This window comes from Paenibacillus agri (assembly GCF_013359945.1).
Taxonomy (GTDB): Bacteria; Bacillota; Bacilli; order Paenibacillales; family Paenibacillaceae; genus Paenibacillus_AQ; species Paenibacillus_AQ agri.
The window spans coordinates 126855-149833 of record NZ_JABWCS010000217.1; the positions used below are offsets into that span (position 1 = coordinate 126855).

At 43.1% G+C, this 22979-nt stretch carries 18 protein-coding genes; 7 read left to right on the top strand and 11 right to left on the bottom strand.

Annotated elements, in window-relative coordinates:
* Nucleotides 1-76 precede the first annotated feature (76 nt).
* Nucleotides 77-613: a DedA family protein gene (locus tag HPT30_RS22010; RefSeq protein ID WP_175373552.1), complete on the bottom strand. Its 537-nt coding sequence runs from the start codon at nucleotides 611-613 to the stop codon at nucleotides 77-79.
* Between the two features lie 271 nt (nucleotides 614-884).
* On the opposite strand from HPT30_RS22010, the gene HPT30_RS22015 reads away from it, so the two are divergent.
* Nucleotides 885-2936 (top strand): serine hydrolase domain-containing protein, encoded by a 2052-nt coding sequence (locus tag HPT30_RS22015; protein WP_175373553.1) that lies wholly within the window; start codon nucleotides 885-887, stop codon nucleotides 2934-2936.
* A 126-nt stretch (nucleotides 2937-3062) separates the two neighbouring features.
* On the opposite strand, the gene HPT30_RS22020 is transcribed toward HPT30_RS22015, so the two are convergent.
* Complete coding sequence (locus HPT30_RS22020) at nucleotides 3063-4853, bottom strand: helix-turn-helix transcriptional regulator (RefSeq protein WP_175373554.1); 1791 nt, start codon at nucleotides 4851-4853, stop codon at nucleotides 3063-3065.
* Nucleotides 4854-4974: 121 nt separating this feature from the next.
* Nucleotides 4975-5556 (bottom strand): sensor domain-containing protein, encoded by a 582-nt coding sequence (locus tag HPT30_RS22025; RefSeq protein WP_175373555.1) that lies wholly within the window; start codon nucleotides 5554-5556, stop codon nucleotides 4975-4977.
* A 287-nt stretch (nucleotides 5557-5843) separates the two neighbouring features.
* Between HPT30_RS22025 and HPT30_RS22030 the strand changes: the two genes are divergently transcribed.
* Both HPT30_RS22030 and HPT30_RS22035 read left to right on the top strand, forming a co-directional pair.
* Nucleotides 5844-6932, top strand: a complete 1089-nt coding sequence (locus HPT30_RS22030; RefSeq protein ID WP_175373467.1) for a sensor domain-containing diguanylate cyclase — start codon at nucleotides 5844-5846, stop codon at nucleotides 6930-6932.
* 250 nt (nucleotides 6933-7182) lie between these two features.
* The gene (locus HPT30_RS22035) at nucleotides 7183-7746 is read left to right on the top strand and encodes a sugar O-acetyltransferase (RefSeq protein WP_175373468.1); all 564 of its coding nucleotides are present in this window, start codon (nucleotides 7183-7185) and stop codon (nucleotides 7744-7746) included.
* 860 nt (nucleotides 7747-8606) lie between these two features.
* Here HPT30_RS22035 and HPT30_RS22040 read toward each other — a convergent pair.
* The 7 genes from HPT30_RS22040 to HPT30_RS22070 all read right to left on the bottom strand — a co-directional run bounded on the left by HPT30_RS22040 (nucleotide 8607) and on the right by HPT30_RS22070 (nucleotide 18216).
* Entirely contained in the window at nucleotides 8607-9806 is a 1200-nt protein-coding gene (locus HPT30_RS22040) for a hypothetical protein (RefSeq protein ID WP_175373469.1), read from the bottom strand.
* A 24-nt stretch (nucleotides 9807-9830) separates the two neighbouring features.
* Nucleotides 9831-10676 carry a hypothetical protein gene (locus HPT30_RS22045; RefSeq protein ID WP_175373470.1) on the bottom strand — a complete coding sequence of 282 codons (846 nt, stop codon included), beginning with the start codon at nucleotides 10674-10676 and terminating at the stop codon, nucleotides 9831-9833.
* A complete protein-coding gene (locus HPT30_RS22050; protein ID WP_175373471.1) occupies nucleotides 10673-11359 on the bottom strand; it encodes an ATP-binding cassette domain-containing protein in 687 nt (228 codons plus the stop codon). Before HPT30_RS22050 ends, HPT30_RS22045 begins: the two co-directional genes overlap by 4 nt.
* Nucleotides 11356-11772 carry a GntR family transcriptional regulator gene (locus tag HPT30_RS22055; RefSeq protein ID WP_175373472.1) on the bottom strand — a complete coding sequence of 139 codons (417 nt, stop codon included), beginning with the start codon at nucleotides 11770-11772 and terminating at the stop codon, nucleotides 11356-11358. Before HPT30_RS22055 ends, HPT30_RS22050 begins: the two co-directional genes overlap by 4 nt.
* A gap of 650 nt (nucleotides 11773-12422) precedes the next feature.
* Nucleotides 12423-13976: a hypothetical protein gene (locus HPT30_RS22060; protein WP_175373473.1), complete on the bottom strand. Its 1554-nt coding sequence runs from the start codon at nucleotides 13974-13976 to the stop codon at nucleotides 12423-12425.
* Between the two features lie 206 nt (nucleotides 13977-14182).
* A complete protein-coding gene (locus tag HPT30_RS22065) occupies nucleotides 14183-17422 on the bottom strand; it encodes a DEAD/DEAH box helicase (protein WP_175373474.1) in 3240 nt (1079 codons plus the stop codon).
* On the bottom strand, nucleotides 17419-18216 hold the full coding sequence (locus HPT30_RS22070; RefSeq protein ID WP_175373475.1) for a hypothetical protein: 798 nt from the start codon (nucleotides 18214-18216) through the stop codon (nucleotides 17419-17421). The genes HPT30_RS22065 and HPT30_RS22070 overlap by 4 nt, the downstream gene beginning before the upstream one ends.
* A 498-nt stretch (nucleotides 18217-18714) precedes the next feature.
* Here HPT30_RS22070 and HPT30_RS22075 point away from each other — a divergent pair, with 498 nt between their 5' ends.
* Nucleotides 18715-19185 (top strand): hypothetical protein, encoded by a 471-nt coding sequence (locus HPT30_RS22075; RefSeq protein WP_175373476.1) that lies wholly within the window; start codon nucleotides 18715-18717, stop codon nucleotides 19183-19185.
* 71 nt (nucleotides 19186-19256) lie between these two features.
* Nucleotides 19257-20285, top strand: a complete 1029-nt coding sequence (locus tag HPT30_RS22080) for a hypothetical protein (protein WP_175373477.1) — start codon at nucleotides 19257-19259, stop codon at nucleotides 20283-20285.
* Between the two features lie 8 nt (nucleotides 20286-20293).
* Here the strand turns inward: HPT30_RS22080 and HPT30_RS22085 are convergent, their stop codons facing one another.
* The gene (locus tag HPT30_RS22085) at nucleotides 20294-20641 is read right to left on the bottom strand and encodes a helix-turn-helix domain-containing protein (protein ID WP_175373478.1); all 348 of its coding nucleotides are present in this window, start codon (nucleotides 20639-20641) and stop codon (nucleotides 20294-20296) included.
* Nucleotides 20642-20802: 161 nt separating this feature from the next.
* On the opposite strand from HPT30_RS22085, the gene HPT30_RS22090 reads away from it, so the two are divergent.
* Nucleotides 20803-21795, top strand: a complete 993-nt coding sequence (locus HPT30_RS22090; protein WP_175373479.1) for a TcaA NTF2-like domain-containing protein — start codon at nucleotides 20803-20805, stop codon at nucleotides 21793-21795.
* Nucleotides 21796-21859: 64 nt separating this feature from the next.
* Nucleotides 21860-22978: a copper amine oxidase N-terminal domain-containing protein gene (locus HPT30_RS22095; protein ID WP_175373480.1), complete on the top strand. Its 1119-nt coding sequence runs from the start codon at nucleotides 21860-21862 to the stop codon at nucleotides 22976-22978.
* Nucleotide 22979: the final 1 nt, after the last annotated feature.

Sequence of the window (22979 nt, forward strand, 5' to 3'; positions counted from 1 at the left end):
CCTTCCTTTCTTAAGGAAAGCTGACTACGTCTTCTACATCTTTTGCTGCCAAGTATTTAGCTCTTTTGGGAGCCCTCTATTCCCTGGAGAAAAATAACCCCAAAAAAGAACCATGAGCATTCGAAAAATCAATAGTTCCCCCTAGAAAATACCCAATTGAAATAAAAATCGCACACCAGCATAGGGCTCCGAGGCCCGAGTAGATTATATATTTTCGTGGGTTCATGGCGCTTATCCCTGCCAGATAACAAGTCAGATAGCGGAACCCTGGAATATAGTAGCCGATGCATATCGCCCAGGGGCCGTAGCGCTGAAACCAGCTCTCTGTTTTCTCTAACCTTTTGGTCGTGAGCCTGACCCATTTTCCATACTTCCACAGCAACGGCTTGCCGAACTTCCGCCCAAGGGCGTAACTGCACAACATGCCACTCATAGCCCCAAGGACGCTGACCACAAGGGATATCGGAAAATAAAGCAGCCCAATGGAAGAAAGATAGCCAACAATCGTCATGAGAACTTCATCAGGCACAGGCAAACCAATAATACCAAGCGCAAGGCATAGAAAGATGGCAATGTAACCGTACTGGATAACGATATCTTGTAAGAAAGCGATGATGTCCACACTCCAGTTCTAATGGCTTTGGGCAAGGAAGACTGTCCTCGTCTCCTGGATGATTCATCGCCCTTTCAGGTATCTTAATGACTTCCTTGTCAATAAATCTAGTACCGAATTGTCACATGACGCTTTCAAGGTAGCAGGATGTCATAGATGACGAAATGCAACTTGTTGGTGTGACAACTCCTTTGCGATACTGGGCTCAGCCGATGGTTAAAAGGCAAATTTAATAGTTAAGGAGATATCATTTATGAAGAATACGAAGAATATGAAGAACACGAAGAAATGGATTCGCAAGAATCGCGCAGTTCTACTATTAACTGTTCTGGTGTTAACGGGTACGGTCATTAACGCTTGTACGGAAGTAGGGAACGCAGCTAATAGCCCGCAGACTCCCCCGCCAGTTACATCTGAGGTTACCAGCCTGAAGGCGCCGCAGGATGCCAAGCAACTGGAGGGACCGCGGGATTCCAAGGAACTGGAGACCTTTGCAGATGGCGTTTTTGCGGATGCGATGAAAAAGTATAATACGGTTGGTTCTAATTTCGCGGTCGTTTCGAATGGGAAAGTGCTATTAAGCAAGGGGTACGGTTATGCCGACAGGGAAAATAAAATTCCGGTAGACAGCAGCACCGTTTTCCAAATTGGTTCTGTGACGAAGCAGTTCACGGCATTGGCAGCTATGCAGCTGGTCGATAAGGGGAAAATTGATTTGCATCACGATATCCAGGAATACCTGGGAGGGATGAAGGTACCGAATAAAACTGGCAAAAAACTGACAATGTACGATCTGCTTACGTATACCAGCGGCTTTGACAAACCGGATATCCTCTCGGGATCGAAGCCGGAATATGTGAAGCAATTCTACCCGATGAAGGAGGCTCTTGAAGCGAATATGCCGACGATTGTCAGACCTCCGGGGGAAGCGTACACCTACGATAACTTTGGGTTCACACTGGCGGGGTATGCGGTAGGGCAAGTAGCGGGCACGTCATACGCCCAGTATATGGAGGACAATATTTTCAAGCCGCTGGGCATGAACTCGACGAATGTGCGGTTTAAACCCGAACTGCTCAGCAGAATGGCTGCCCATTATGATCCTAAAGGCAAGCTAATCCCCTTGGAGGGATTCATACCAACCGATCGGCCTAGCGGCGGCATGGTATCCAACGCAGATGACATGGTGAAGTACCTTATGATGCATCTGAACAACGGAACATATGAAGGCAAACAAATCTTAAGTGCCAAGAGCATTGAGCAAATGCACACCTACCAGGTGTTCCCTGATAAAGACTACCCTGTCACAACCATCGGATTTGAAGGCTACTTCAAAGAGAAGATGAATGGTCAACATGTGGTTATCAAAGGGGGAAATGTGACTGGTCATTCGTCCTTGATTGTTCTTCTTCCAGAGAAAAACACAGCGTTCTACATGTCCTACAATAACGACTCTATGATGAGTCTCGACGTGTATGAGGAATTTATGAATCATTACTATCCGAAAAAAGAAGCGGCTCCAAAGCCATCCTATTCGGCAATCAGTGAGCAGCAGGCCAAGGACTACGTGGGATTGTACCAAAACACGCGTCTTGGATCCATGCGGACCCTCGTTTCCTATTCAAACGGAAAATTGTTTACGGAGACAGGAGATCTGGGCAAGAGTACGCTGAAAATGATCCACCCGTTACTCTTTGAAGATGAAGCCGGCAATAAAGTAGCCTTTCAAAAAAATGGGGCCGGCAAAATCACCTATTTCTATTACATGGCACTTCCGCACTACGTGGGTTATGCACAAAAATTAAATAGAGATTTGCCATTCACTGATGTACCTGCTGGCAGCAAGTATGCGTCTTATATTCAAAATCTCCGTGCCTTAAAGATCATGAACGGAAAGACAGCTACCCGCTTCGATCCGAATGGAAAGTTAACTCAGGGTGAGTTCTCAGCGCTGCTGCTACACGCCCATGGATGGGAAAGCATGCCTGATACGATTGAACCCAACAAGAAGCAGATGTTGTCCGGAGTGCCTAATTATAAACCTAATTCTCCTATCACTAGAGAGATGGCGGCAGTGATGATCCAAAACCTGAGACAAGCTGAGCCTGGAACCAAGAAGGTTACATTGCGTGGCGAAACGGATGCCTGGGCAGTTAAAGCCATCACAACCCTTGTATCCCAAGGCATCATGGACCCGGATACCCAGATCAATAAGGACGGCTCCATCAACTTCCGTTCCAAGCAGCCACTGAAGCGGCAGGAAGCGAGCGCCTTATTGGATCTAGCATTTGATTACTACACATTGCCAATTGCCAAACGGTAATGAACGTAAACCCTAATGCTGAATAAGTAAAAAACGGCCTTTAAAAATCAAAATGGCGGATGCCGACATACGAAGCACAATCACTCCGTATGCCGGCATCCGCCACCATAATACATACCTTTAAGGTTATTCCAGAAGCCCGGCCTCCCTGGCTTTTTGCACCGCTTCCTCCCGGTTGCGTACCCCCAGCTTCATATAAGCCGATGATGCATAGTTTCGAACCGTACCATCGGATAAATACAACTTTGAAGCAATGCTTTTATATCGCAGCCCTTTGGATACGAACTGTAAAATTTCAAGCTCCCGCGGCGTTAATTCATAGGCCGATGACGCTTTGATTAGCGAAGGATCATCCCCGCTATTGTCCGCTTCCAGTTGGGCAAACAATTTGTGAGACATGCCCTGATCGATCAGCGTACCCCTGCGGTAGACGGTGCGTATCGTTTCAGCCAGCTCTAACGGCTGCATGGACTTCAACAAGTATCCGTCCACCCCGCTTCGCATCGCCTCGAGAGCCTGTCTGGTATCTTCGAACGTGGTGAGAATCAGAATGCGGATGTCGGGCCACAATTCTTTTATCGTACGAGATGCGGTGATTCCATCCATATTCGGCATTTCCAGATCCATAAGCACCAGCTGCGGCTGAACCTGCCTGCACAGCTCGATCGCTTGCTCCCCATCCTCTGCCGTTCCAACAACCTGCAAATCCTGCTGTTCCTCCAGCAGAGTCCGCAGGCTTTCACGGATAAAGGGCTGATCATCGACAACCAACAGGCGAATGACTTCATCTTTAAGCTCCGTTTGTCTGGGCAGCGTACAGGTAACCAGAGTGCCTTCTCCCGGCTCCGTATAGACGGCCACATGGCCTTGTAAGTTCATCGCCCGCTCCTTCATGGCACTGAGGCCGAAGCCCTCCCTCCCCTGCTCCATCCCGCGGCCGTTATCTTGAATTTCAAGTCTCGTCTGCTGGGGTTCAAATTGCACGGATACCTTAATCTCTGTCGAGTTTCCGTGACGCACAGCATTCGTCAACGACTCTTGCAGGCAGCGATAGAGTGCTGTCTTCGCTTGCTTCGTTACAGGGTATTCCTCCCCGTAGGCATGAAAACGAACCGTCACCTTAGCATGCTCCTGAAACTCCTCTGCCAGCTTCCTTAAAGACTGAAGCAGCGGGAGCGCCTCATGCGGCGATTCGATTTGATGCACGTAATTTCTGACTTCCTCCATATTTTGGCGGCCCAGGTTCAATAGGGATTCGAGCCTTTCCGTCCCTGTCTCCGTTGTCAGCTCAGGACGCAACGTTTCCAATCCCATAATGAGCGAAGTGTAGGCATGGCCGACGGTATCGTGAAGCTCTTTGGAGAGCCGGTTCCGCTCTTCGGCAAGCGTGATGCGCTCGATTTGGGACAGGTACTGCTCCAGCACAGCATTTTGGTCGCGGATAACTTCACCTTGACGAAAATTGAGCACGAGTAAATGGAAGGAGAATCCGAAGACATATGCCATCCCGATGTGAACGGCCATGACCCAGTATTCACTCTGCTCTGCAAACAGCTTGATTATGGCGGGCAGGAGCAATATGGATACAGGCCCTGACCAGAGATAAGTCCTTTGCGCGCTGTGGGCAGCAATTAAAAAGGCATACAGCAGGAATGAGAAGTAGGCTTGCGGAAAAAATGCAGCCAGATACAAACACAACCCGCCCGAGATCATGATTTCGGTAAACAGGTAGTATTTATAATCGAGCTGTAAGCAAAGCCATGGTACGGAAAAAGCAATCAGCTGCCACAGCATAAGGGCCACTATCGGCAGCGTAAAATATTCTTTCAGCTCTATAGTCGTAAATACGAGAGAAATGCTGCATATCAGACGGATTATGAACATGAGCCAGTCGTACCAGTACCATCGCTTGACCATATCGAACAAAACCATCAACCCCTAACGACCTTCAGTATGACATTACGTAATTAGTATTGAGTAAACCGCTATAGAGTAAACTACCACCCGGCGACCTACGAGGCAAATCCGGGCGTAGCGTCTACCTGTTCACATGCTTGATCATCAGACGCGTGTAGCCGCCTATCCAGTACGCCAAGCGTCCCGCAAGTCTGTAGCTCACCATCATCAATACGACTCCTATGGCCGACACCATCACGGCTTTGGTAATGCTATCTACCCCCATAAAGGAAAGGTTGATAAACCGATAGAGGAATGGGGCCGCAATCAATACAAGTGGCGCTGCGTACAGCAAGACCGCACTGATCAGACTTAAAATCCCTATCGGGAATTTCAACAGCAGCCAGCCAATTGCGATCCAGTTGCGTACGTTCAGCAGCTCCTTTTTCGCTTGAAGCCAGCCCGACACATCCGGGCTCGCGGATTTAACGCAAGGCTCGGTGGTAATGTCCGTATAGATCTTGGTCTGTACTCGTTCAAATTGCAGGAAGGCGGTCGTCGTCCGCAAAACGTGTGTCAGGAGAGGAACGCCCGCGACAGTAAACGAAAGACTCAAGCCCAAGGTTAGAGCGACCAGATAAAAGCTGAAGTAAAACATTCCTGTGACGAAAGTAAGCAGCAGGAAATAGCCGTTTTGAATAAAGATAACGACGGTTCTGGCCATCAAAGAGCCCACATCCTTTCCAAGTAGTAGATGTATTTTAAGGATCTTGATGTCAAATCCGCCAGTGTCATAATGTCATATGACACAAAATGAACGGAGTTATCCGCAGTAACGAGCGGGATAAGACCTCAACACATGATTTCTTCACTAAACATCGCGGAAAGATGCAGCGATCCCAGCTTACCGTCAAGCTTAGGCTTGGCTGACAAACTGTATTAAACGTGCTAGCATATTATCTAATCATGACGAATAATTACTACGCTTAGTATGGAGGAATTGGGAAGAAGATGCTTGAAAACCATCGCCTAAAAGTTTTAATGGAAGTCCAACAGCAGATGCTGTTATCTAACTTTGATTTGAAGTTGTTTATGCAAACAATCTGCGATCGGATGTGCCTATTAACCGATGCCGACGGTTCTACCATAGAAATGCTGGCGGACGATGAAATGGTTTATGCCGCTGTCAGCGGTACCCTGCAGCCTCATCTTGGAATTCGAATAAAAAAGCACGGCAGCTTGTCGGGTTTGTGCGTGACAGAGAAAGAAATTTTGTATTCGCCGGATACACAGCAGGACGATCGTGTCGACAAGGCAGCTACTATGAAAGTCGGCGCACGGAGCATGGTCTGCGTACCCCTGTTTGACTCCAGCACTGCCGTCGGCGTGTTGAAGGTCATCTCCGGTCGCTCCGACGCTTTCTCTGACCGCGATATTGAAACGCTACAATTATTATCGCTCGCCCTAGGCTCAGAGTTAGGTAAACAAATCAACTACGACGACAAAATTCGTATTCTTAACGATTATGAGCAATTATTGATTCAATTAAGAGCCGAGATCGAAAAACGTAAAGAACTAGAGATCGAGCTTATTCAATTGACAGAGCGTGACATTTTGACGGGCTTGTTGAATCGCAGAGGATTTAGCGCTCGCATCCAAGGCTGGATTAATCGGGCTAGTTGCCAAGAAGGCTCATTCGGGGTATTCTACCTCGATTTGAATAAATTCAAGCAATGCAACGACACTTACGGACATGAAGTCGGTGATCTCGTACTTGTAGAGTTCGCGAAGCGAATTAAGCAAGCCGTTCGGGAGACCGATCTATTAGCACGCGTTGGCGGCGATGAATTCCTGGTGGCAGCATGGCTGCAAAACGACTACGACGGATTGGTGCAGGTTGCTAAGCGTTTGATCGGGCAACTAGAGTCACCGATGCTGATTAAGGAGCTTCAACTACCGATGACCACCAGCGTCGGCTGTACGTTATGGGTGGAGGGCATGACGGAACTCGATCTCATTCGCGTAGCAGACCAATCAATGTATCTCGCCAAGACTAACGGTACTAATAGAGTTGCTATTAAAGATGAGCTGGTAGTGTGATTTAAGTTATACACATACCCCATTAAGAGGGTCACCGAGCCAGTCAAAACAATGAAGGCATTCATCCACGCGGCGAGTCTCGGCAAAAGTGCACAATCGAAAGGCACCCGATTAGGGTGCCTTTTTTTGCTTAATTGATTTACATCCTGCCATCTCTGTCTCACAATCTCGATAATGCCAATGGCGTAATCTTATAGTTGAACCATATCATCCCTTATAATAGAATACTTTGAATAGAGGAGTTGATGTTATGAACGAAAAAGAAAAATCGCATGCTGGTCTGTTATACCAACCTGGCGATCCTGAGCTTGTCGCAGACCGTTCGGATACTGTGAAAAAGCTATACGAATATAACAATATACACCCGCTAGACCACGAAGCACGACAGACTGCCATTCGCGGACTGCTGGGAAAGACGGGAGATAATTGCGTTGTAGAGCAGCCGCTTTTCTGTACTTATGGGTACAATACCACAGTAGGAGACAATTTTTTTCTCAATGTTAATTGCAAGCTCATGGACAGCGGGAAAATTACAATTGGTAACAACGTATTTATTGCGCCCAACGTCTGCCTTATAACGGAAGAACATGCCATGGATGTAGAGCAGCGGTTAGCAGGATTGGAGTACACACATCCAGTCAATATTGGTGATAATGTATGGATCTGTGCAGGCGCTATAGTCCTGCCAGGAGTGACGATCGGAGCGAACAGCGTGATTGGGGCCGGCAGTGTCGTTACGAAGGACATTCCGCCAGATAGTTTGGCTGTAGGCAATCCGTGCAAGGTCATTCGCTCTTTGAAAAAAGCCCTTTAGTCAGGCGCTAATCGGGGATTCTATCGCTGTCAGAAATATAACAACAACCTTCATGTAGTCTCACTCCAGAGCAGATCTTCAAAAACTATTACCGATTGCGATGATTGAATAAATACCTACACAAGAAGCCCGTTTCACGCTAAGCCTCTCTGAACATAAAAAGAAGGGGCTATTCCTTAGTTAGGAAGAACCCCTTGGCCACGATCAAAGCTTCTCATCGTTACAACCATTGCCTTGCGCCAAATTTCGCCCTATTTGTGATAAGTTTCACCGTAATATATCTAAACACAAAGTGCGGTTTGACCAGAAAATTTACATCAATATCTAGACAAGAACCCACTCCAGACAATGGACTGGGTTTCCTTAAATAGAGGTTCTCTCTTATTGAACAAACACCTCCGAACAATAAATCCCATTTATATTAATGCATCCGCAAAGTTTGTTTCATTAGATGCCATGAGTAAAATATTGCGCAAACTCAAATTGGATATTATGAATGTAAGTGTTGTACTGTGAAAAAAATTCAATTAATCCAACTAAAGAGGTTATTTCTACAATTATAATATCTAAATGAAAATTCACTTAAAACGAGAAAATAATACCTTTCGACTTCACCTTGCTTACAATAATCAATGCCCATACTGTTGCATCTCATTATTTAATTTGAATCACAATATTAAGCACTTCACAGGAATATGTATCATGGGCGATACCGTTTTGATACACATAGTCCCTCACCCCCCACTTTTTGGAGACCCATTTTAGTTAGTAATTTAATGGATGCTTCATTTTCAATAAATACAACAGCACCTTCACCTTTTTATATCTCTTTATCTCTATTTTTTTATTAAAAAATAATTCTAAAACTGATCGAGATCGATAAAATCCAAATCCATGTTAGCTTCATCTTCAGCCTGATTTGCAGCCTCTGTTGATACTACTTTTCCTTCGTATTCAAGGTTACCGCTTGTCAAATTGAATACATATAGACGATTACCTTTGAAATTCTTATAACCCATAATATAGAGATGGTCTTGTTTAAAAGCATAGGTAATGTTTTCACTTAAATCTATATTTGTATTCTTCAGAGTAGTCTCATATTCTTTACTCACGAGATCGTAAGAAACAACAGCGAATCCTATATTTTCCTTACTCGATACAGCTTTTTGCAGGAAATAAATTTTCTGTCCATAGGCATTCATAATATTATTCAATAACATTTCATGCCCTTGGAACGTGAGCGGCGAGATTTGTCCAGTTTTAACATCCACTTGATATGCCTTTTTATGATTATCTTTACTAACACTTAAGATCCATTGATCCGTGTGATCCAGATTTTGATTGGCTAACCTTACGAATTGATTATCTCCATTTGCTGCTACAGATTTAGCTCCTGGTAACGTGAGCGGTTCATTCGTAATCTCCTTTGTTGTTAGATTAACACGGATAATCTGCGGTTCAGATACATAGCCTTTGGCACTGTGATTCAAAAACACCATTGCAACAAGCTGTTGATTAACAAGCTGTACATTTTGTACATACATATCTGAAATATCATGATCTACATTGATATCGGATGTGATCTCAAGCGTATTGTTCTTCTGCTTATTGAGTAGAGAAATACTAAGCTTTGCATTTCTCTTCGCTGATGGATCATTTGATCGCTTCGTATCTACTGTCGCATTAACATAAGCAAGCATTTCCTCATTCTCATAGAAACCAGATGTATTTGTCTTACCGCGCATGAACTGACGATGCTCTTCAATCCACCGATCCAATTGTGTTTTCATTGGTCTTCGATTTAAGCTTTGGCTTATCGCAGATTTTTCATCTGGATAATCAGTACCATTTGTCGTGATATAAGCTCGTTCGATGCCAAAAGTACTATCCTTACTCACGTAATTTCCGTATACAGCTATACCTTCAACGAGGGAAGCATCCCCTTGGACCATCGTCAGCTTATAATTGGGTGGTGTCTCTTGTGAAGCCTGTGCATAATACGTACCAATTGTAACAACTGCAAACACTAAAAGAACGGCGGTAACCATATATTTTCTCATTCCTTAACCTCCATACCCCTTCAATTATACCGATATTTTCTTACGCAATAGATACAAGCTGTACCAAAGCGAACCTCCAGCAATGATCACTATTAATCCGAGACAAGCGCCTATAATTTCTCCTGGATAGAAGTAGCTATCGTATCTGTTATAACCCATAAGATAGGGTACTGAGGCTAATCCAGCTAAAACCGCTAAGTATAGTACGATCAAACCTATCCCTTTCAGTCTGTAGCTCCGCTCCATTAGAATCGCTGTGAACAAGACGATCAAGCCCGTTATGCCCAGGCCATAGTATAGTACAAACTCAGAAAAGTAGGGCGGAACCAGCACTTTAAGCACAGTAGGATACTTCAAAAAATCAAATACCGAGATATTCCGATATAATTCAGCAGGAAGAATCGACTGTGCTATCAAACGCTCCAGTGGAACAAGGATAATTTGCAGGGCGACAAGCCCAAATACGAATAGCAAGATCGTAACCAGCTTGGCAAAATACAAATTCGCCCGATTGGATGGCAACGTGAGCAGGCGATATACTACCGTATTTTTACCTCTCCAGTCACGGTACCAGATGAAACAGCTATATATTAGCAACACTGTTATGCTCAAAAATATGGGTCCAAAATATAGAAGTCCATTATACCGAGCATACATCATACTGTTTAGCTGAATATATCCAGTCATATTGTGATATTGCTCAAGGGTCCATTGATTCACTCTCATTGCCTCGTTCGCAGAATCCAGCCAATGATTAGCACCGATGGTGACTGCTGCAAGTTGCAAGGCGACTGTCAGCACCATGAGCCCAATATATATTTTGGCAAATCGGTTCATTTCAAAATTCAATAGCTTCACAAAAGCTCTCATTTCTTGTACACCTCTCTCATTACGTCCGTAATGGACTTACCTTCCTGCTCGCGAACTTCTTCACAGTAGAATTCACGTTCTACCTTCCCGTGCTGTAGCAAGACCACTTTATCAATTAAATGCTCAATATCGTTAATTTCATGAGTTGTAATAATCACACCACGATCCTCGATCAATTCACTCGTGAACACATTAGTAATTTGCTCGCGGCTAAACATATCAATCCCTGAGAAAGGTTCGTCCATTAGGATATAATCACAATCCAAAGCAAGTCCAAGCAACAAGTTTAACTTTGCAGCCATCCCCTTCGACAATGAAGACACGCGATCTTTAGAGCTCAGTTCGAAGAACTTTAGCAATTCCTCTGCACGTTCAGCGTTCCAATTCCGATAAAAGTCAGCCATAAAGCTCAAGCAATCAGCAATTCGCATATTGGAGGGCATCGTTAACGAGTCTGGAATGAAAGTGATTTCCTCATACATCACAGGTGTAAGTAGTGCATTATCGATTAAGACTTCACCTTTGTATGGTGTCAGTCCCATGATTGACTTCAGCACCGTTGACTTTCCGGCACCATTGATTCCGATCAGGCAGGTAATCTCTCCCTTGGCAGCAGTGAAGCTAACGCCATTTAGTACCTTCTTGAATCCATAAATCTTCACCATCTGATTCACTTGGATCATCTTGTGTCACCACCCTCTGGAGACAACTTTCGCTCGGATGTATATTTTGTCTTTATAATGTCTACCAGTTCTTCAACTGGAATTTGAATATTCCGAATGGAACCGATGAATATATCCACTGCACTTTCGATTAATTCAGCTCGAATCGAGCTTAGGATTTGCTGATCCTGTGTAATTCGACTCGGGGAATTTCCTTCTGTAACGATCAAGCCCTGTTCCTCCATTTCCTTATATGCCTTCTGCGCCGTGTTCGCATTAATCTTCATTAATGCTGCCAATTCACGCCGTGAAGGAATTTTGTCTCCCGCTCCGATCTGCCCTGTGGCGATCTGTTCCTTGAAATGACGTACAACTTGAATATATACCGGCTCACGAATATTAAAGCTGACGCCTGATTTCTGTTCTTCTGTCATACAACCAACTCCATATACTAAGTGTGTGTACTAAGTGGTTCATACATATTATTCATGTACTATACGTGTAATACACTTTTGTGTCAATAGTTTAATTTTGAGCACAGGCTTCTGGGGTTATCGTTCTTTCCGAGTCACAGTACTCTCGAATTGCGGCAAACTCAAACGGCAAAGGGAAAATCTTGGTATCACCGTATTTCTCTATATGCTCTAATGCCCAGTCGTAAGACCGCTCTTGCAGCTTTAGCATGTTAACCCTTCCCTTATAACAACTGAAAAAATACTATATAAATCATTAAGTCCTAAGTATTTGAGCCAGCCCTGACGGGGAGTTGGCTCGCTGCACTTATTCGCGAAATCCGCTATTTGATCACTTTCTTAAAGTACTTTCGACTAAAAAGCCCTCCACTTACCACAATCATACCATAAATATAGAAAATATTGTCTCATTTGGTCGCACAAAATCCCCCTAGAGCCCATCTCTAGAGGGATAAACATATTTCTATAGCACCTTTTTCCACTACTAATACAGGTTCTCTTACCTCTTTTATTTACTGTTTTTTTCGCCCTACTTATGATACGGTTCACCGCGCTGTCTTTAGCGGCAAGTTTTAAGAGCCCTCCTAACCAGGAAGGCTCCTTTCATTTATTTAATGAATCACTTCTTCTCCTTTGTTTCCGTTTATTTTATCCTTTTTATGATCTCTAAAAAACTCCTTTAGTATCTTTTTATGTTCAGTATATATTTGTGAATTCCCAAATAAATCCATTAACCCTTTGCGATCAAGATATACACTGGTAGGGAAATTTCTCATCTTTAAAAACTTCGATATGGCTTTTCTTTTTCTGAATTCCTCCATATATTCTAGCGCTTGTGGTGTGAATTCACCTGATGTTATAAAAACAGGAAAAACCTTTTTCCCAGTTGCAGCTTCAACGATTCTACAAGTTTTTTCAAAAAACTTTTTAACTGTATCTGAATCATCCTCAGACTCTCCAAGTTGTATCTGAGTCCCTTCGTTGTATCCTTTTGCTTCACAAACCAGAAGATATTCATCATCCACTGATATCACAACGTCGCATTCACATTTCTTATTCAATGCTTCATACTTCCACCCAATTTTTGAATTGTAACCTTGATTGTTAAACATTGAAGCGACTATAAAGTTAAAAACATATCCTTTTAGCGAGCCGAATTTCCCATCATGACCACTGGCATCTGATGCTGCAAGTACAGCCGCTAATGCCTCTGGATCAATTTTACGCGGATCCAATTCTCTAACCATTTTAATTGCTTCAGCAATTTTGGTTCCGAAAACCTCAGAAATTGAGATAACCATTATTCCTCTTTGTCTTGCCAGTTGAAGAGCATCTGATTCAATACTTTGAACAAAGCATATAGGTATTATTCTATAATTATCCTTTACTCTAAGCCTTCCGTATAAAACACTGACACGTGCAATAAACCCTGCAACATCATACTTTTTCATCACTCTGTGCAAAACTGACTCTATTACTATTGATGAAGGGGTTTTCTCAAGTGAAGGATTAAAAGGATCTATTTCATTTGCTTTATACAATCCCCATAGATAGGAGTATCCTATTGCATTCCAATAAAATCCGTTAAAATGATCTCTATCAAATTGTGTAAATAGGTGAGTACTATTGGTGCCTGCTAAATTCATTCTCTCTAACCACTTTAACAAACTTTCAGTAAAATCATTAGAAAAGGATAAATCTTTTAGTCTCTTTTGAATGTTGTTCTCATCAAGCTTGACTGTAGGAACCCATTCTTTTTTCGCAACGATAAAGCGTTCTGAACCATGGTCGAGTAAAGGTTCTATAATTTGTAACCGTAATAATTCATCAATAATTTGATATACATCCTTCTGCTTTAATGCTAGATTCTCCTTTTCCTTTTTGTTAACAACACCGGCACAAATTTTTGCGAATTCGCTTATATGGAGAAAACCTTGTTGTTCAACAAGCGCTTGATATAATCGGTGAAATGTTTGTCCATGGTCTGGAATTACACCCTTTAATTTATCCTTTAAATTTTGTTTCGGAAGAAAATAAAGTAATTGATTTCTAGCAAATTTCACTGGTTCCGTTGTTAATACTACCTTTTCATTACGTAACCTTAATAAGATTTGTCTAGCGTTATTTGGTTTGACATTGGTTTTATAAATGAGTTGTTCTTGCAACTCGCTTCCCAACATAGGCCCCATAGTCTTAAGCAACTCAACACAGATACCCGCATAATTTGGTTTAATAAGTAATCGCCACCGTCTTAAGAAATGTAACACTGACCTTATTATATTTTAAATAATAAGACTAGGGCGATACATTCTTAAAAAAATCGGTGTAAAATATAAAAAAGGACACCTCACCTTCTGTGTCCTTAACTAGTTTAAATCTCTCCCCCTGATAGCAACTCCCAAACATTTTTATATTCTTTTCCAGAAAGATAAGATTCTTTAGGCCGGAGTTTTTCCCAATCTGATTCCTCAAGACGCTGTAAAAACTTCCTTGCCTCACTTACATCAGGAGCTTTTTCTTTGGTTTTCATGTTTCCTCTGAATTCTTTTCCGAGATTCTCTGCCATACTTCTGGGTACAGAATTCATTCGCATTAGAACAGCTTCTTCCGTGCTTACTCCATGGTATATCATGGCAGGTATCACATTTATTTTTCTTTTTTCAGCTTCAGACAATGTCTCAAAATCAATGCCTGACATTCGACTTAATGCTGATATCCCCCATGTCCCCGCATTAACTAAATTTCGGTATATAGCCCTGCAGGCTTCTGTAATAGAACTTGTTTGGTCTCCCTTAAAAAACTGAATTGCTATATCCTTGATACTCATGCCATTGGTCCAAGCATGAGTTATCTCTGCAAGCAATTTTTTCTCTTGGCCCTCTCCTCCAATATCTTCAAGTGAATTAGCAAGTTGAGGCACTCTTAACATTATTCCATAAAGATCTGCTAAAGCAGTACCAGTACCAAACAAACTTTCAGGAGACCAATCTGAAGCGGTAAGCTTATTTTCTAATTGATTCATACCAGCTAGAGCTCTTCCTACTCCTTCAGGTGAAAATCCTGTCATATCTGCTAATGCTGTATTTCCTGGGTTAGATGATAATTTCTTTGCATAATCCTTAGTAGCCTCAAGTAGGTAACGCGCCTTCTTATCACCATCAGCCGAAGATCGTAATACTTCATAACCTAATGTATTACGTAATAGTTGTTCCGTTTCGGCTAAAACAAGTTCCAAATTCTTCTTCTCATTCCATAGATGTGCAATAAAACATCTAAAGTCTTCCCACTGTTCATCTTGGATTATCATTGATAATTGATTTAATTTCCCTGCTTCCTCCAGGTCATTCATCATCGTGACTAACTGAGATACGATTTCTCCCGTTGCACGACTAACATAATTCACTATATCAGCTGGCTTATCACCAGCCGCAATCCCTACTACCCCAACACTATCTTGCCCCATTCGTCCTGCTCGTCCAGCTAAATTCCAAAAATCCCTTGGTGACATTTCTTTTGAACGACGTCCAAGCGGTACGAAACGAGAGGCTAAGAATACGGATGATACAGGAAAGTTAATCCCTTGAGCTATAGTTGAAGTAGCGCAAAGCACAAGAAGCTTTCCTTCCTCCGCTAGCCATTCTATACAGGAACGTATTTCATCTGAGAGGCCGGCGTGATGTACTCCTACACCACGTGAAAGCATATCAACTAATTCAAAATCAGCGCTAACCTCCGTTTGAATAAATTTACACACGAGTTCTATTTCTTCAGGTATTTGGCTTAGTATAGGTAAGGTCTCACATATTTTACGTGCCATATTCCAAACAGAATTAATGTTATTAGCTACAGCAATACTTGTACCCCTACCAGACATAATTGTTGCCATTGCAGCAGTCTGTAGACTCAGACTGGTCATTTTACTTTTCGGAATTTTAAAAGGCTTTACTTCTCCTACGTAATGCTCTCCATCTAAATGAATTGTTTTAGGGCTAGTCACTAATGTTCTGTACTTTAATCTCCATCCCGCTCGAACAGAATCATCAGGTACAGTATGATACATGCCAACTATTCTTTCATTAGGTTTCCACGGGGAGCTTCCTAAACTAATTGTTCTTGCTGCATTTACATCATGTGCTAACCAACGAGCGAGAATTTCTGCTTTTTCGACATATGGCATTAATAATAGAAAATTTGCACTTTTGCATTCTCGCTTAATTGAGGCTAATAACAACTCTATTCTAAGTCCTCTGGTCTCGTCTTCAATATTGTGAGCTTCATCCATAATAACTAATGCTAATGGACGAGAAATCTTATTATTTCTTATAATCAGTTGTAATTTTTCTGGAGTTGCGACCAGTACATCAAATGGACGCTCACTTCCTAAACCCAAAAGCATATCTTCTTCGAATGCGTCTACTTCAATAGCACCTGTTAACTGCTCTACCTGAATACCTAATGGTGAGAAATCGCGCCGCAATCTTCTAGTTATTTGTGATGTCAATGCCCTCGTTGGCGTAACATATGCAACCCAGCCAGACTCGGAATTGAATTGATTAAGTGCCTGCAATATTTTAAATTGAGCAAGTAATGTCTTGCCACCAGATGTTGGCATTTCAACAACAACGGCAGTTGCTGCTGGGTCCAACAAGCCTTGTTCTTGTATTGCAATTCTTTGTGGAGGTAGCAATTCAAAGAGTGCCTGATTTGATATTGCATTTTTTACAAATTGTGTGACTCTCGAGTTGCCAGCTCGAGCTAATGACCAAAGAGAGCCGCTTACCATTTGTTTTGACGCAGCATGTAACCATCGTAACAAAACCTCTAATTGAGAATCTTTTGATATATTAGCAGCTTCAACACCAGACTCAAAATGTTTATCGAGTTGTGTTGTTATATCATTTGGCTCTCCCTGTAACATGTAAAGCGCAAGTAACTCTGTTGCTTTTGCCCAGTGGTATAGACCAATTAAACGTAGTGCCATTACACGTCCATGTGTCTGTGAAGAATTATTTAATGCTCCAGATTCAAACGTTTTTTGATCCTCTCTTAATTTACCTATAATAGAACTAATATCATTTAAATCTTTCCAGCCATTCTTTCTGAAAAGTCGTAGCCAGCATTCATAAAGTGTAATCAGAAGACGCATATCCCATGTCATATCTTGATCTATCCCGACATTAGTAAACTCATTATTTTCATAGTACCACCGTCTAAGGTCTGACCATCTGTCACCGCAATAGGCCAACGCAGATACATGAAGAATATGTAGGATTTTATCTGTTTTCTCAGTAGGAATATGCATTAAGCGTCTAAATTCAAAAGCTTTCCAACATCCCGCTGTACATTGTTTTAATAGTTCGTCATTAGAACTAGTTGGTCTCAGCACCGCGTTTAATCCTTCTATTGCTACCATTTCATACGCCATTGATAACCTATTAATTACCTCTTGTTCATACTGAGAACTTTCTCCACCTAAATATATTTGATTGCCTACAGCATTCTTTACAATTAAATTCTCAGCTATCTTCTGCCCCTTTTGGAGTTCTGAGTCCAGCGCCATAACCGCCCAATGATTATCAATCTGTTCTAGGGAATCAGTATTAACTATCATTTAGCACCTTCCCTTTTTGTTGCCATTACTTTCTCACTCAGTTTACTAATACTTTCTTCAGGTAAATATAACGCATGTAATTCAATTGACATTTCATTAGAACAATCCTTCCCTAATGAAAGTACCCTTACTCTCAGATCGTCTTCATGAGGCTTAACATCCCGCACTAGTAGTCCGAATAAGTGTACGCTTTTATTATTTGAAATATACTTCTTAAACGCACGAATATATAAATCTTTCCAAGAGGCCGTTACAGCTCTATGACCAAGATACCTTACAAGATCATCTCGAATACCCACTTTATCACGCAGATCTTCTAATTGCTGTTTCAATCCAGTTCGCCCATACATTGCACCAGGTGGATAACCACTTTCAGTAGATGTTTTAACTTCACCAAAGGTAAAAAATGCATCATCATTAATTTCTTTAAACCCTACTAAATCTGCTCCAGGCAAGCTTGATCCGGACTTTCTCTCATCCCGACCATCAGGCCACGGAAAGCAACAAGCCTTGTGACAAGTTAGAAATAACTCTGCTAGTGCTTCGCCAACTCGCCAATTTTCTGGTTTCTTTTCAGACTCTAATACACGTTTTAGCTCATTACGATCAAAATCTGTATCAATTACACTATCAAGTAGGTCTGTTAAATCAGCAGTTCCTTCAATATCAAAAACTATCTCTGCAACTGGACCAGATAATGCAACGTCTAATTCTAATTCAGAGTACGAGACTCCGTATCCAAAAACGGGGGTAGATCCCATCAGATATTCATTTTTCCCTATAGGTAGAGTCATCTAGCCATCTTCTCCCTCATAACCACACTGTATATTATGTAAAGACTCTTATTCTCCATTTTATAAGCAACTCGACAAGCAAACTAGTATAATAGTCCCGCTCCAAGCATACCAGAATAACCCAATTCTTGCACTAGAAATGTGCCAATCCAGAGCGTAATAGAAAGAAATTGAGACATACAATATTTCTTAGAAGTGCCCGAGAATACACTCTAATTGAGGTGAATCTATGAGATTCATCAAAACCCAACAAGACCTCCCCCCCCTACACTCAGCCAGCCTCTTCCCCTACCTCCCTCACATCCAAAACCACTTCAACCAACTGCGAGACGAAATCAGCATAGTTGACTGTCTCTTTGTGCTGGACAGTGCTATATCGTCATTCTGAAAGCAAACCTGAAATGTAGACACCGAACGAGGGCTCTTTACTTATCGGAAAGCAAGGAGCTTGAGACAAATATTAATATATTGAACACCAATAAATAGGAGGAGATTTACATGAAAGAGGACTTTCACACAAACATAAGCATGAGGCAGAAACTATTGGAATTTCTGGACAGAACGTTTAATTACGACAGCAGAACGTATCTTTTGGCAGTTTCAGCAAGGGGAAACACAGGGGATGGAGCAGCCTTGGAGTCGTACTGGAAATTGAGAGTCGCTCTGACATACAGGGAAAATGACACTGCTGTTAACCCATACTGGGACGGAACCGAGCTTGATATCGCTTGGTGCAGGAATATCATCCGGCTGGTTAATGAGGCTGCTCTGATAGATGAACCCCCAATCATTGAGGGAAGCCCAAACGCATTAGCCTTAGAGTGGGTATCAGAAATAGCCACGCCGTTGTGGGTATCCGACGAAGCGAGAGAAGCAGCAGCTAAGAATGATGATGAGGCAACGAGAGTGGAAGAGCATAGTGTACGCAATAACTCAGAAGACCCGTTCGCAGATTTGTCCAGCAAATAACAAGCTGATTACTGGATAAAAGCACTCTTTGAAGGATTTCTTGTGAAGTAAATAACCGAAAGGAGCATATCATGATTACATTAATCGAAAAAGAAAGGCGTGCCGTGGCCGCCAACATTCAGGAGCGAATCGACGAACATTTGGGGCGTTTTCCTTACGCCCGATACCCGGCAGAACTGTTGGAGGAGTGGTGCAAAATTTTCTGCAATCCGGCCTCTGTTCTCCCTGAGACGATTAAAAAGGCCCTTGGCTGGCACTTCGGAGGCTGGCAACGCCAAAGCCTGCCCTCAGCCTTTTCGCGCACGATCGCTGCCATTCTCAAAGCCTGGCCGGAGTTCTTGCCGATTGCGCCATCAGAGCCACAGGAGATATTTCGGTTCTGGCAGGGACAACTTCAAGATTGGAGCACCGGCTTTTCGGCAGCAGCGTTTCTGCTCCACCTTCAACGTCCTAATGATTTTGAACTCGTGGATCGACACCGGATGGAAGCCATGCGGGAACTGCTTCAAGAAATCAATCATTCTGAAAATGAGGCCAGCCTAGGACTAGAGTTTACTGATCTGGAGGATTACACATCCTTTTTCCGTTCCATCATTAACAAGTTACCTTATAAGGACGATTCACGGGTCAAGCTCGACCGTTTCTTGAAGGCATATGGTAACAGGCACGCCTACAAGCAGGTGTCGCCGGACTTTCGGACCACAGAACCCAGCATTCGCACGTTTACTTGGGATGGTATTACTTCTCAGCGGTTCAAGCTAGAACAGATCGTTGGGCGCGCAAACTGTGACGTACTATTCGCCTGCTTCCTTCTTTCGTTGGAGGCACAACGCAATTCTGCGACAGAGTTCACAGTAGGAGAGGTTGTGGACATGCTGCCTGTGGGAACCGCCGGGATCTGCAACGAGGCCAGTTTCAATTACGCACTTATAAGCCTCTTTAGCCAGCAACGGCAAAGAGACTTTTGGGTGTTTGATAAACCTGAAATCAGTCGTGCCTTTACGGAGCAGGCCAACCAGTCCACAAGAGATATGCGATTTTACCAGCTTCATACGGGAGAGAGACTACAGATTAATCAAAGGTATATATTGCAGCCCTAAACATCAAATCATTCCTTACGATCATCCTCTAAGAGTGCTTTAATTACTCTCAACACCCTCTTTTGCTCCTCTTCATTACGTCCTCGTAATTGATCAACAATTTCTTCTATTGTAAATTCTTCTTGTTTGACACTATCAATAGGCTGGACATAACGAAAAAATGCTTCTAATGAAATGCCAAGAGCACTTGTGACTCTTTCAAGCACTTCAATAGAACAAACCTTCTCTGATCTTTCAATTTTACCCATGTAACTTTCATGTACTTGAGCCAAATGTGCAAGTTCTTCTTGGCTCATTTTGCGTTGTTTGCGGAAATGTCGAATTCCTTGTCCGACCTTTTTCATGATTTCGCTCAAGATCATCACCCTATGCCAACCTTATTTCAGTAAAGAAAAGGCACCAAGGGACGATAGGGTATTTTATTTAAAAATATACCCCAAAAGAACTACTGATGTTATAATGTGATTGATCTTGTTTGGACTAATTTTCCATACCATTTTTAAGGAGACATCTATTTATGAAGCTATTACCTTTAACTCTATTGATATCCCTGCTTCTCTTGTCTGGCTGCGGTCAGAAAAACGCGTCTGCTCCTGCTCCTTCCCCAGAAGTAACGGAAGCCCCCATTCAGACTAAAGCTCCTAAGCCAGCATCGACCATCTCACCTTCGCCAGATGCAAGAACGGCGGATTCGACTGTCCCAGAGCATTACCGGAAGGATGGTTATGATGGACTTCTAATTGATATAAATAACTTAGAGACAACCCGAGATGTTTTTGATCATCAGTATTTGGTTTTTGATCTCATTCTGCATAATGGGACCAACAAATCGCTCGCTGTCTCAGCAAGCCAGTTTATTTTGCTCACAGTCAACAAGGAATTGCTTGAATACGACCCAACAGCCGAGACCGTTGAGCCTGCGGATAATCAGACTACAACTGTTCTTTCCGGCGGACAACGAAATCTACGTGTAGGGTTTGTCGTCAAGCCAGAGGAAGTGAGTGAACTTTTCTTTTACGATGGCTCAGAACCTATATACCAAATAACCGCTCTTCAAAGCGTTTTCTCTAATAATGTTATAGCGCCGAATGATACCTTAGCCTCAACTGAAGAGAGTAGCTTCATCGAAGGCGGCAACGCCAAGTCCGACGATTTCATCTTCCAGGACAATTATCTAGGATACCTTAACTCCCTGATCGAAGCGATCAACACCGGAGATTTCTCTTTGGTGGAGATCCATTTGCTGTACGACAGTGACCTCTACGCCCAGCAGCAAAAGCTTGTTCAAACGCTCAGCGAGATGGGTACCCGCGAGGAAATGACCGATTATGAAATACAATCGACGTCCTATGATGAGGACAGTAGTACGCTCACGATGAAGGTACGGGAGCAGATTAAGGTCATTGCGGCGGACGGTACAGTGAAAGCGACCGACAGTTCATGGATGTACACCGCTCTACAGGTCGATCAAGGAGTCTTTCAGTTCAGTTCGATAGCCAAGGCTGAGTAAAAGTTTTAAGTCCATTCTTCTTATGTTTCCAACCACACTCATTCTAAAAGGAGCATTCGATTTCATGAAAAAACTCAAATCACTGTTTATTGCCTCCATCGCCGCCCTGACTCTTCTCAGTGGCACCGCCTCTGCTGCTTCGGTCAAGCTCAGCGTCAACGGAACGGCAGTCACAAGCCCTTCCTTCATCCAACAAGGCACCACTTTCTTCGGACTGCGGGAGATGCTTAATGCCCTTGGTGTTGGTCAAATTAAATGGGACGCCAAGACGCAGACGGTCACCGCAATTAAAGGAGACAAGACTGTGACTGTAACAGTCGGCAAGAAACAGGTCACTCTTAACGGTAAGCTGTTCAAGCAATTGGAGGTGCCCGCCCAGTCCATTCAAAACAAGGTGTACCTTCCAGCTAGAGTCGTAGCCGAAGCCTTTGATTATGCTGTAAAGTACGACAGTAAGACAAGTACCGTTATACTTACCAACGGATCATCGACTTCAGGCACAAGCATCAGCCCCGAAATCAGCATTCCCGATCTGGACAGCCAGCCCAGTTACAAACAAAAAGCGCTGGAAAAGCTGTCCGTCAAACTGAAAAGTGGGAAGCTAGAAATCATCGACGCTTGGTCGGGTGACCTGAGCATTCAAAAGATTCAAATCATGGACTACAGCAAAATCATGATTCCCTCTTTGCCCATTTCACCAGGATACGAAGGCATCACGATTGATCTTGCTTCCTTTGTGGACGACAGCGGCAGGCCTCTTAATCCAGTAGACGGGGAAATGTATTTTATTAACCTTGTTACCGATGCAGGCTCCATCGTCCGCTCCGAGACGTATCAGGCAAGCACACCCACTAAGGCTGACGAGGCCGCCGTTGACGATATCAAATACGGATACATGGGCAGTCCCATCGCCCTTGAGGGTGACAACTTAGTGGGTGACAACTTAGTGGGTGACTTCTCGCCGAAGCCAGCGTTCACAATCACCCAAATCAAGGTCGAGGACAGCTACTTCTACACGCCTGCATCCCCGATCACCATTGACGGGCAGAACCAGAAGTTCAGTCTCCCTCTTACCCAGTTCAAGAACACATTGGGGGAGGATTTCAAGGCAGCAACGGGCTGGCGCCAACCGTATAAGGTCACGATTATCACTAATTACGGGGAGTTTAGCTGGAGTTTTTGAT

Excerpts from the sequence above, each read along its gene's own strand:
- HPT30_RS22015 (WP_175373553.1), top strand. The coding sequence starts at position 885 with ATGAAGAACACGAAGAAATGGATTCGCAAGAATCGCGCAGTTCTACTA.
- HPT30_RS22020 (WP_175373554.1), bottom strand. The coding sequence starts at position 4,853 with ATGGTCAAGCGATGGTACTGGTACGACTGGCTCATGTTCATAATCCGT.
- HPT30_RS22025 (WP_175373555.1), bottom strand. The coding sequence starts at position 5,556 with ATGGCCAGAACCGTCGTTATCTTTATTCAAAACGGCTATTTCCTGCTG.
- HPT30_RS22030 (WP_175373467.1), top strand. The coding sequence starts at position 5,844 with ATGCTTGAAAACCATCGCCTAAAAGTTTTAATGGAAGTCCAACAGCAG.
- HPT30_RS22035 (WP_175373468.1), top strand. The coding sequence starts at position 7,183 with ATGAACGAAAAAGAAAAATCGCATGCTGGTCTGTTATACCAACCTGGC.
- HPT30_RS22040 (WP_175373469.1), bottom strand. The coding sequence starts at position 9,806 with ATGAGAAAATATATGGTTACCGCCGTTCTTTTAGTGTTTGCAGTTGTT.
- HPT30_RS22045 (WP_175373470.1), bottom strand. The coding sequence starts at position 10,676 with ATGAGAGCTTTTGTGAAGCTATTGAATTTTGAAATGAACCGATTTGCC.
- HPT30_RS22050 (WP_175373471.1), bottom strand. The coding sequence starts at position 11,359 with ATGATCCAAGTGAATCAGATGGTGAAGATTTATGGATTCAAGAAGGTA.
- HPT30_RS22055 (WP_175373472.1), bottom strand. The coding sequence starts at position 11,772 with ATGACAGAAGAACAGAAATCAGGCGTCAGCTTTAATATTCGTGAGCCG.
- HPT30_RS22065 (WP_175373474.1), bottom strand. The coding sequence starts at position 17,422 with ATGATAGTTAATACTGATTCCCTAGAACAGATTGATAATCATTGGGCG.
- HPT30_RS22070 (WP_175373475.1), bottom strand. The coding sequence starts at position 18,216 with ATGACTCTACCTATAGGGAAAAATGAATATCTGATGGGATCTACCCCC.
- HPT30_RS22075 (WP_175373476.1), top strand. The coding sequence starts at position 18,715 with ATGAAAGAGGACTTTCACACAAACATAAGCATGAGGCAGAAACTATTG.
- HPT30_RS22080 (WP_175373477.1), top strand. The coding sequence starts at position 19,257 with ATGATTACATTAATCGAAAAAGAAAGGCGTGCCGTGGCCGCCAACATT.
- HPT30_RS22090 (WP_175373479.1), top strand. The coding sequence starts at position 20,803 with ATGAAGCTATTACCTTTAACTCTATTGATATCCCTGCTTCTCTTGTCT.
- HPT30_RS22095 (WP_175373480.1), top strand. The coding sequence starts at position 21,860 with ATGAAAAAACTCAAATCACTGTTTATTGCCTCCATCGCCGCCCTGACT.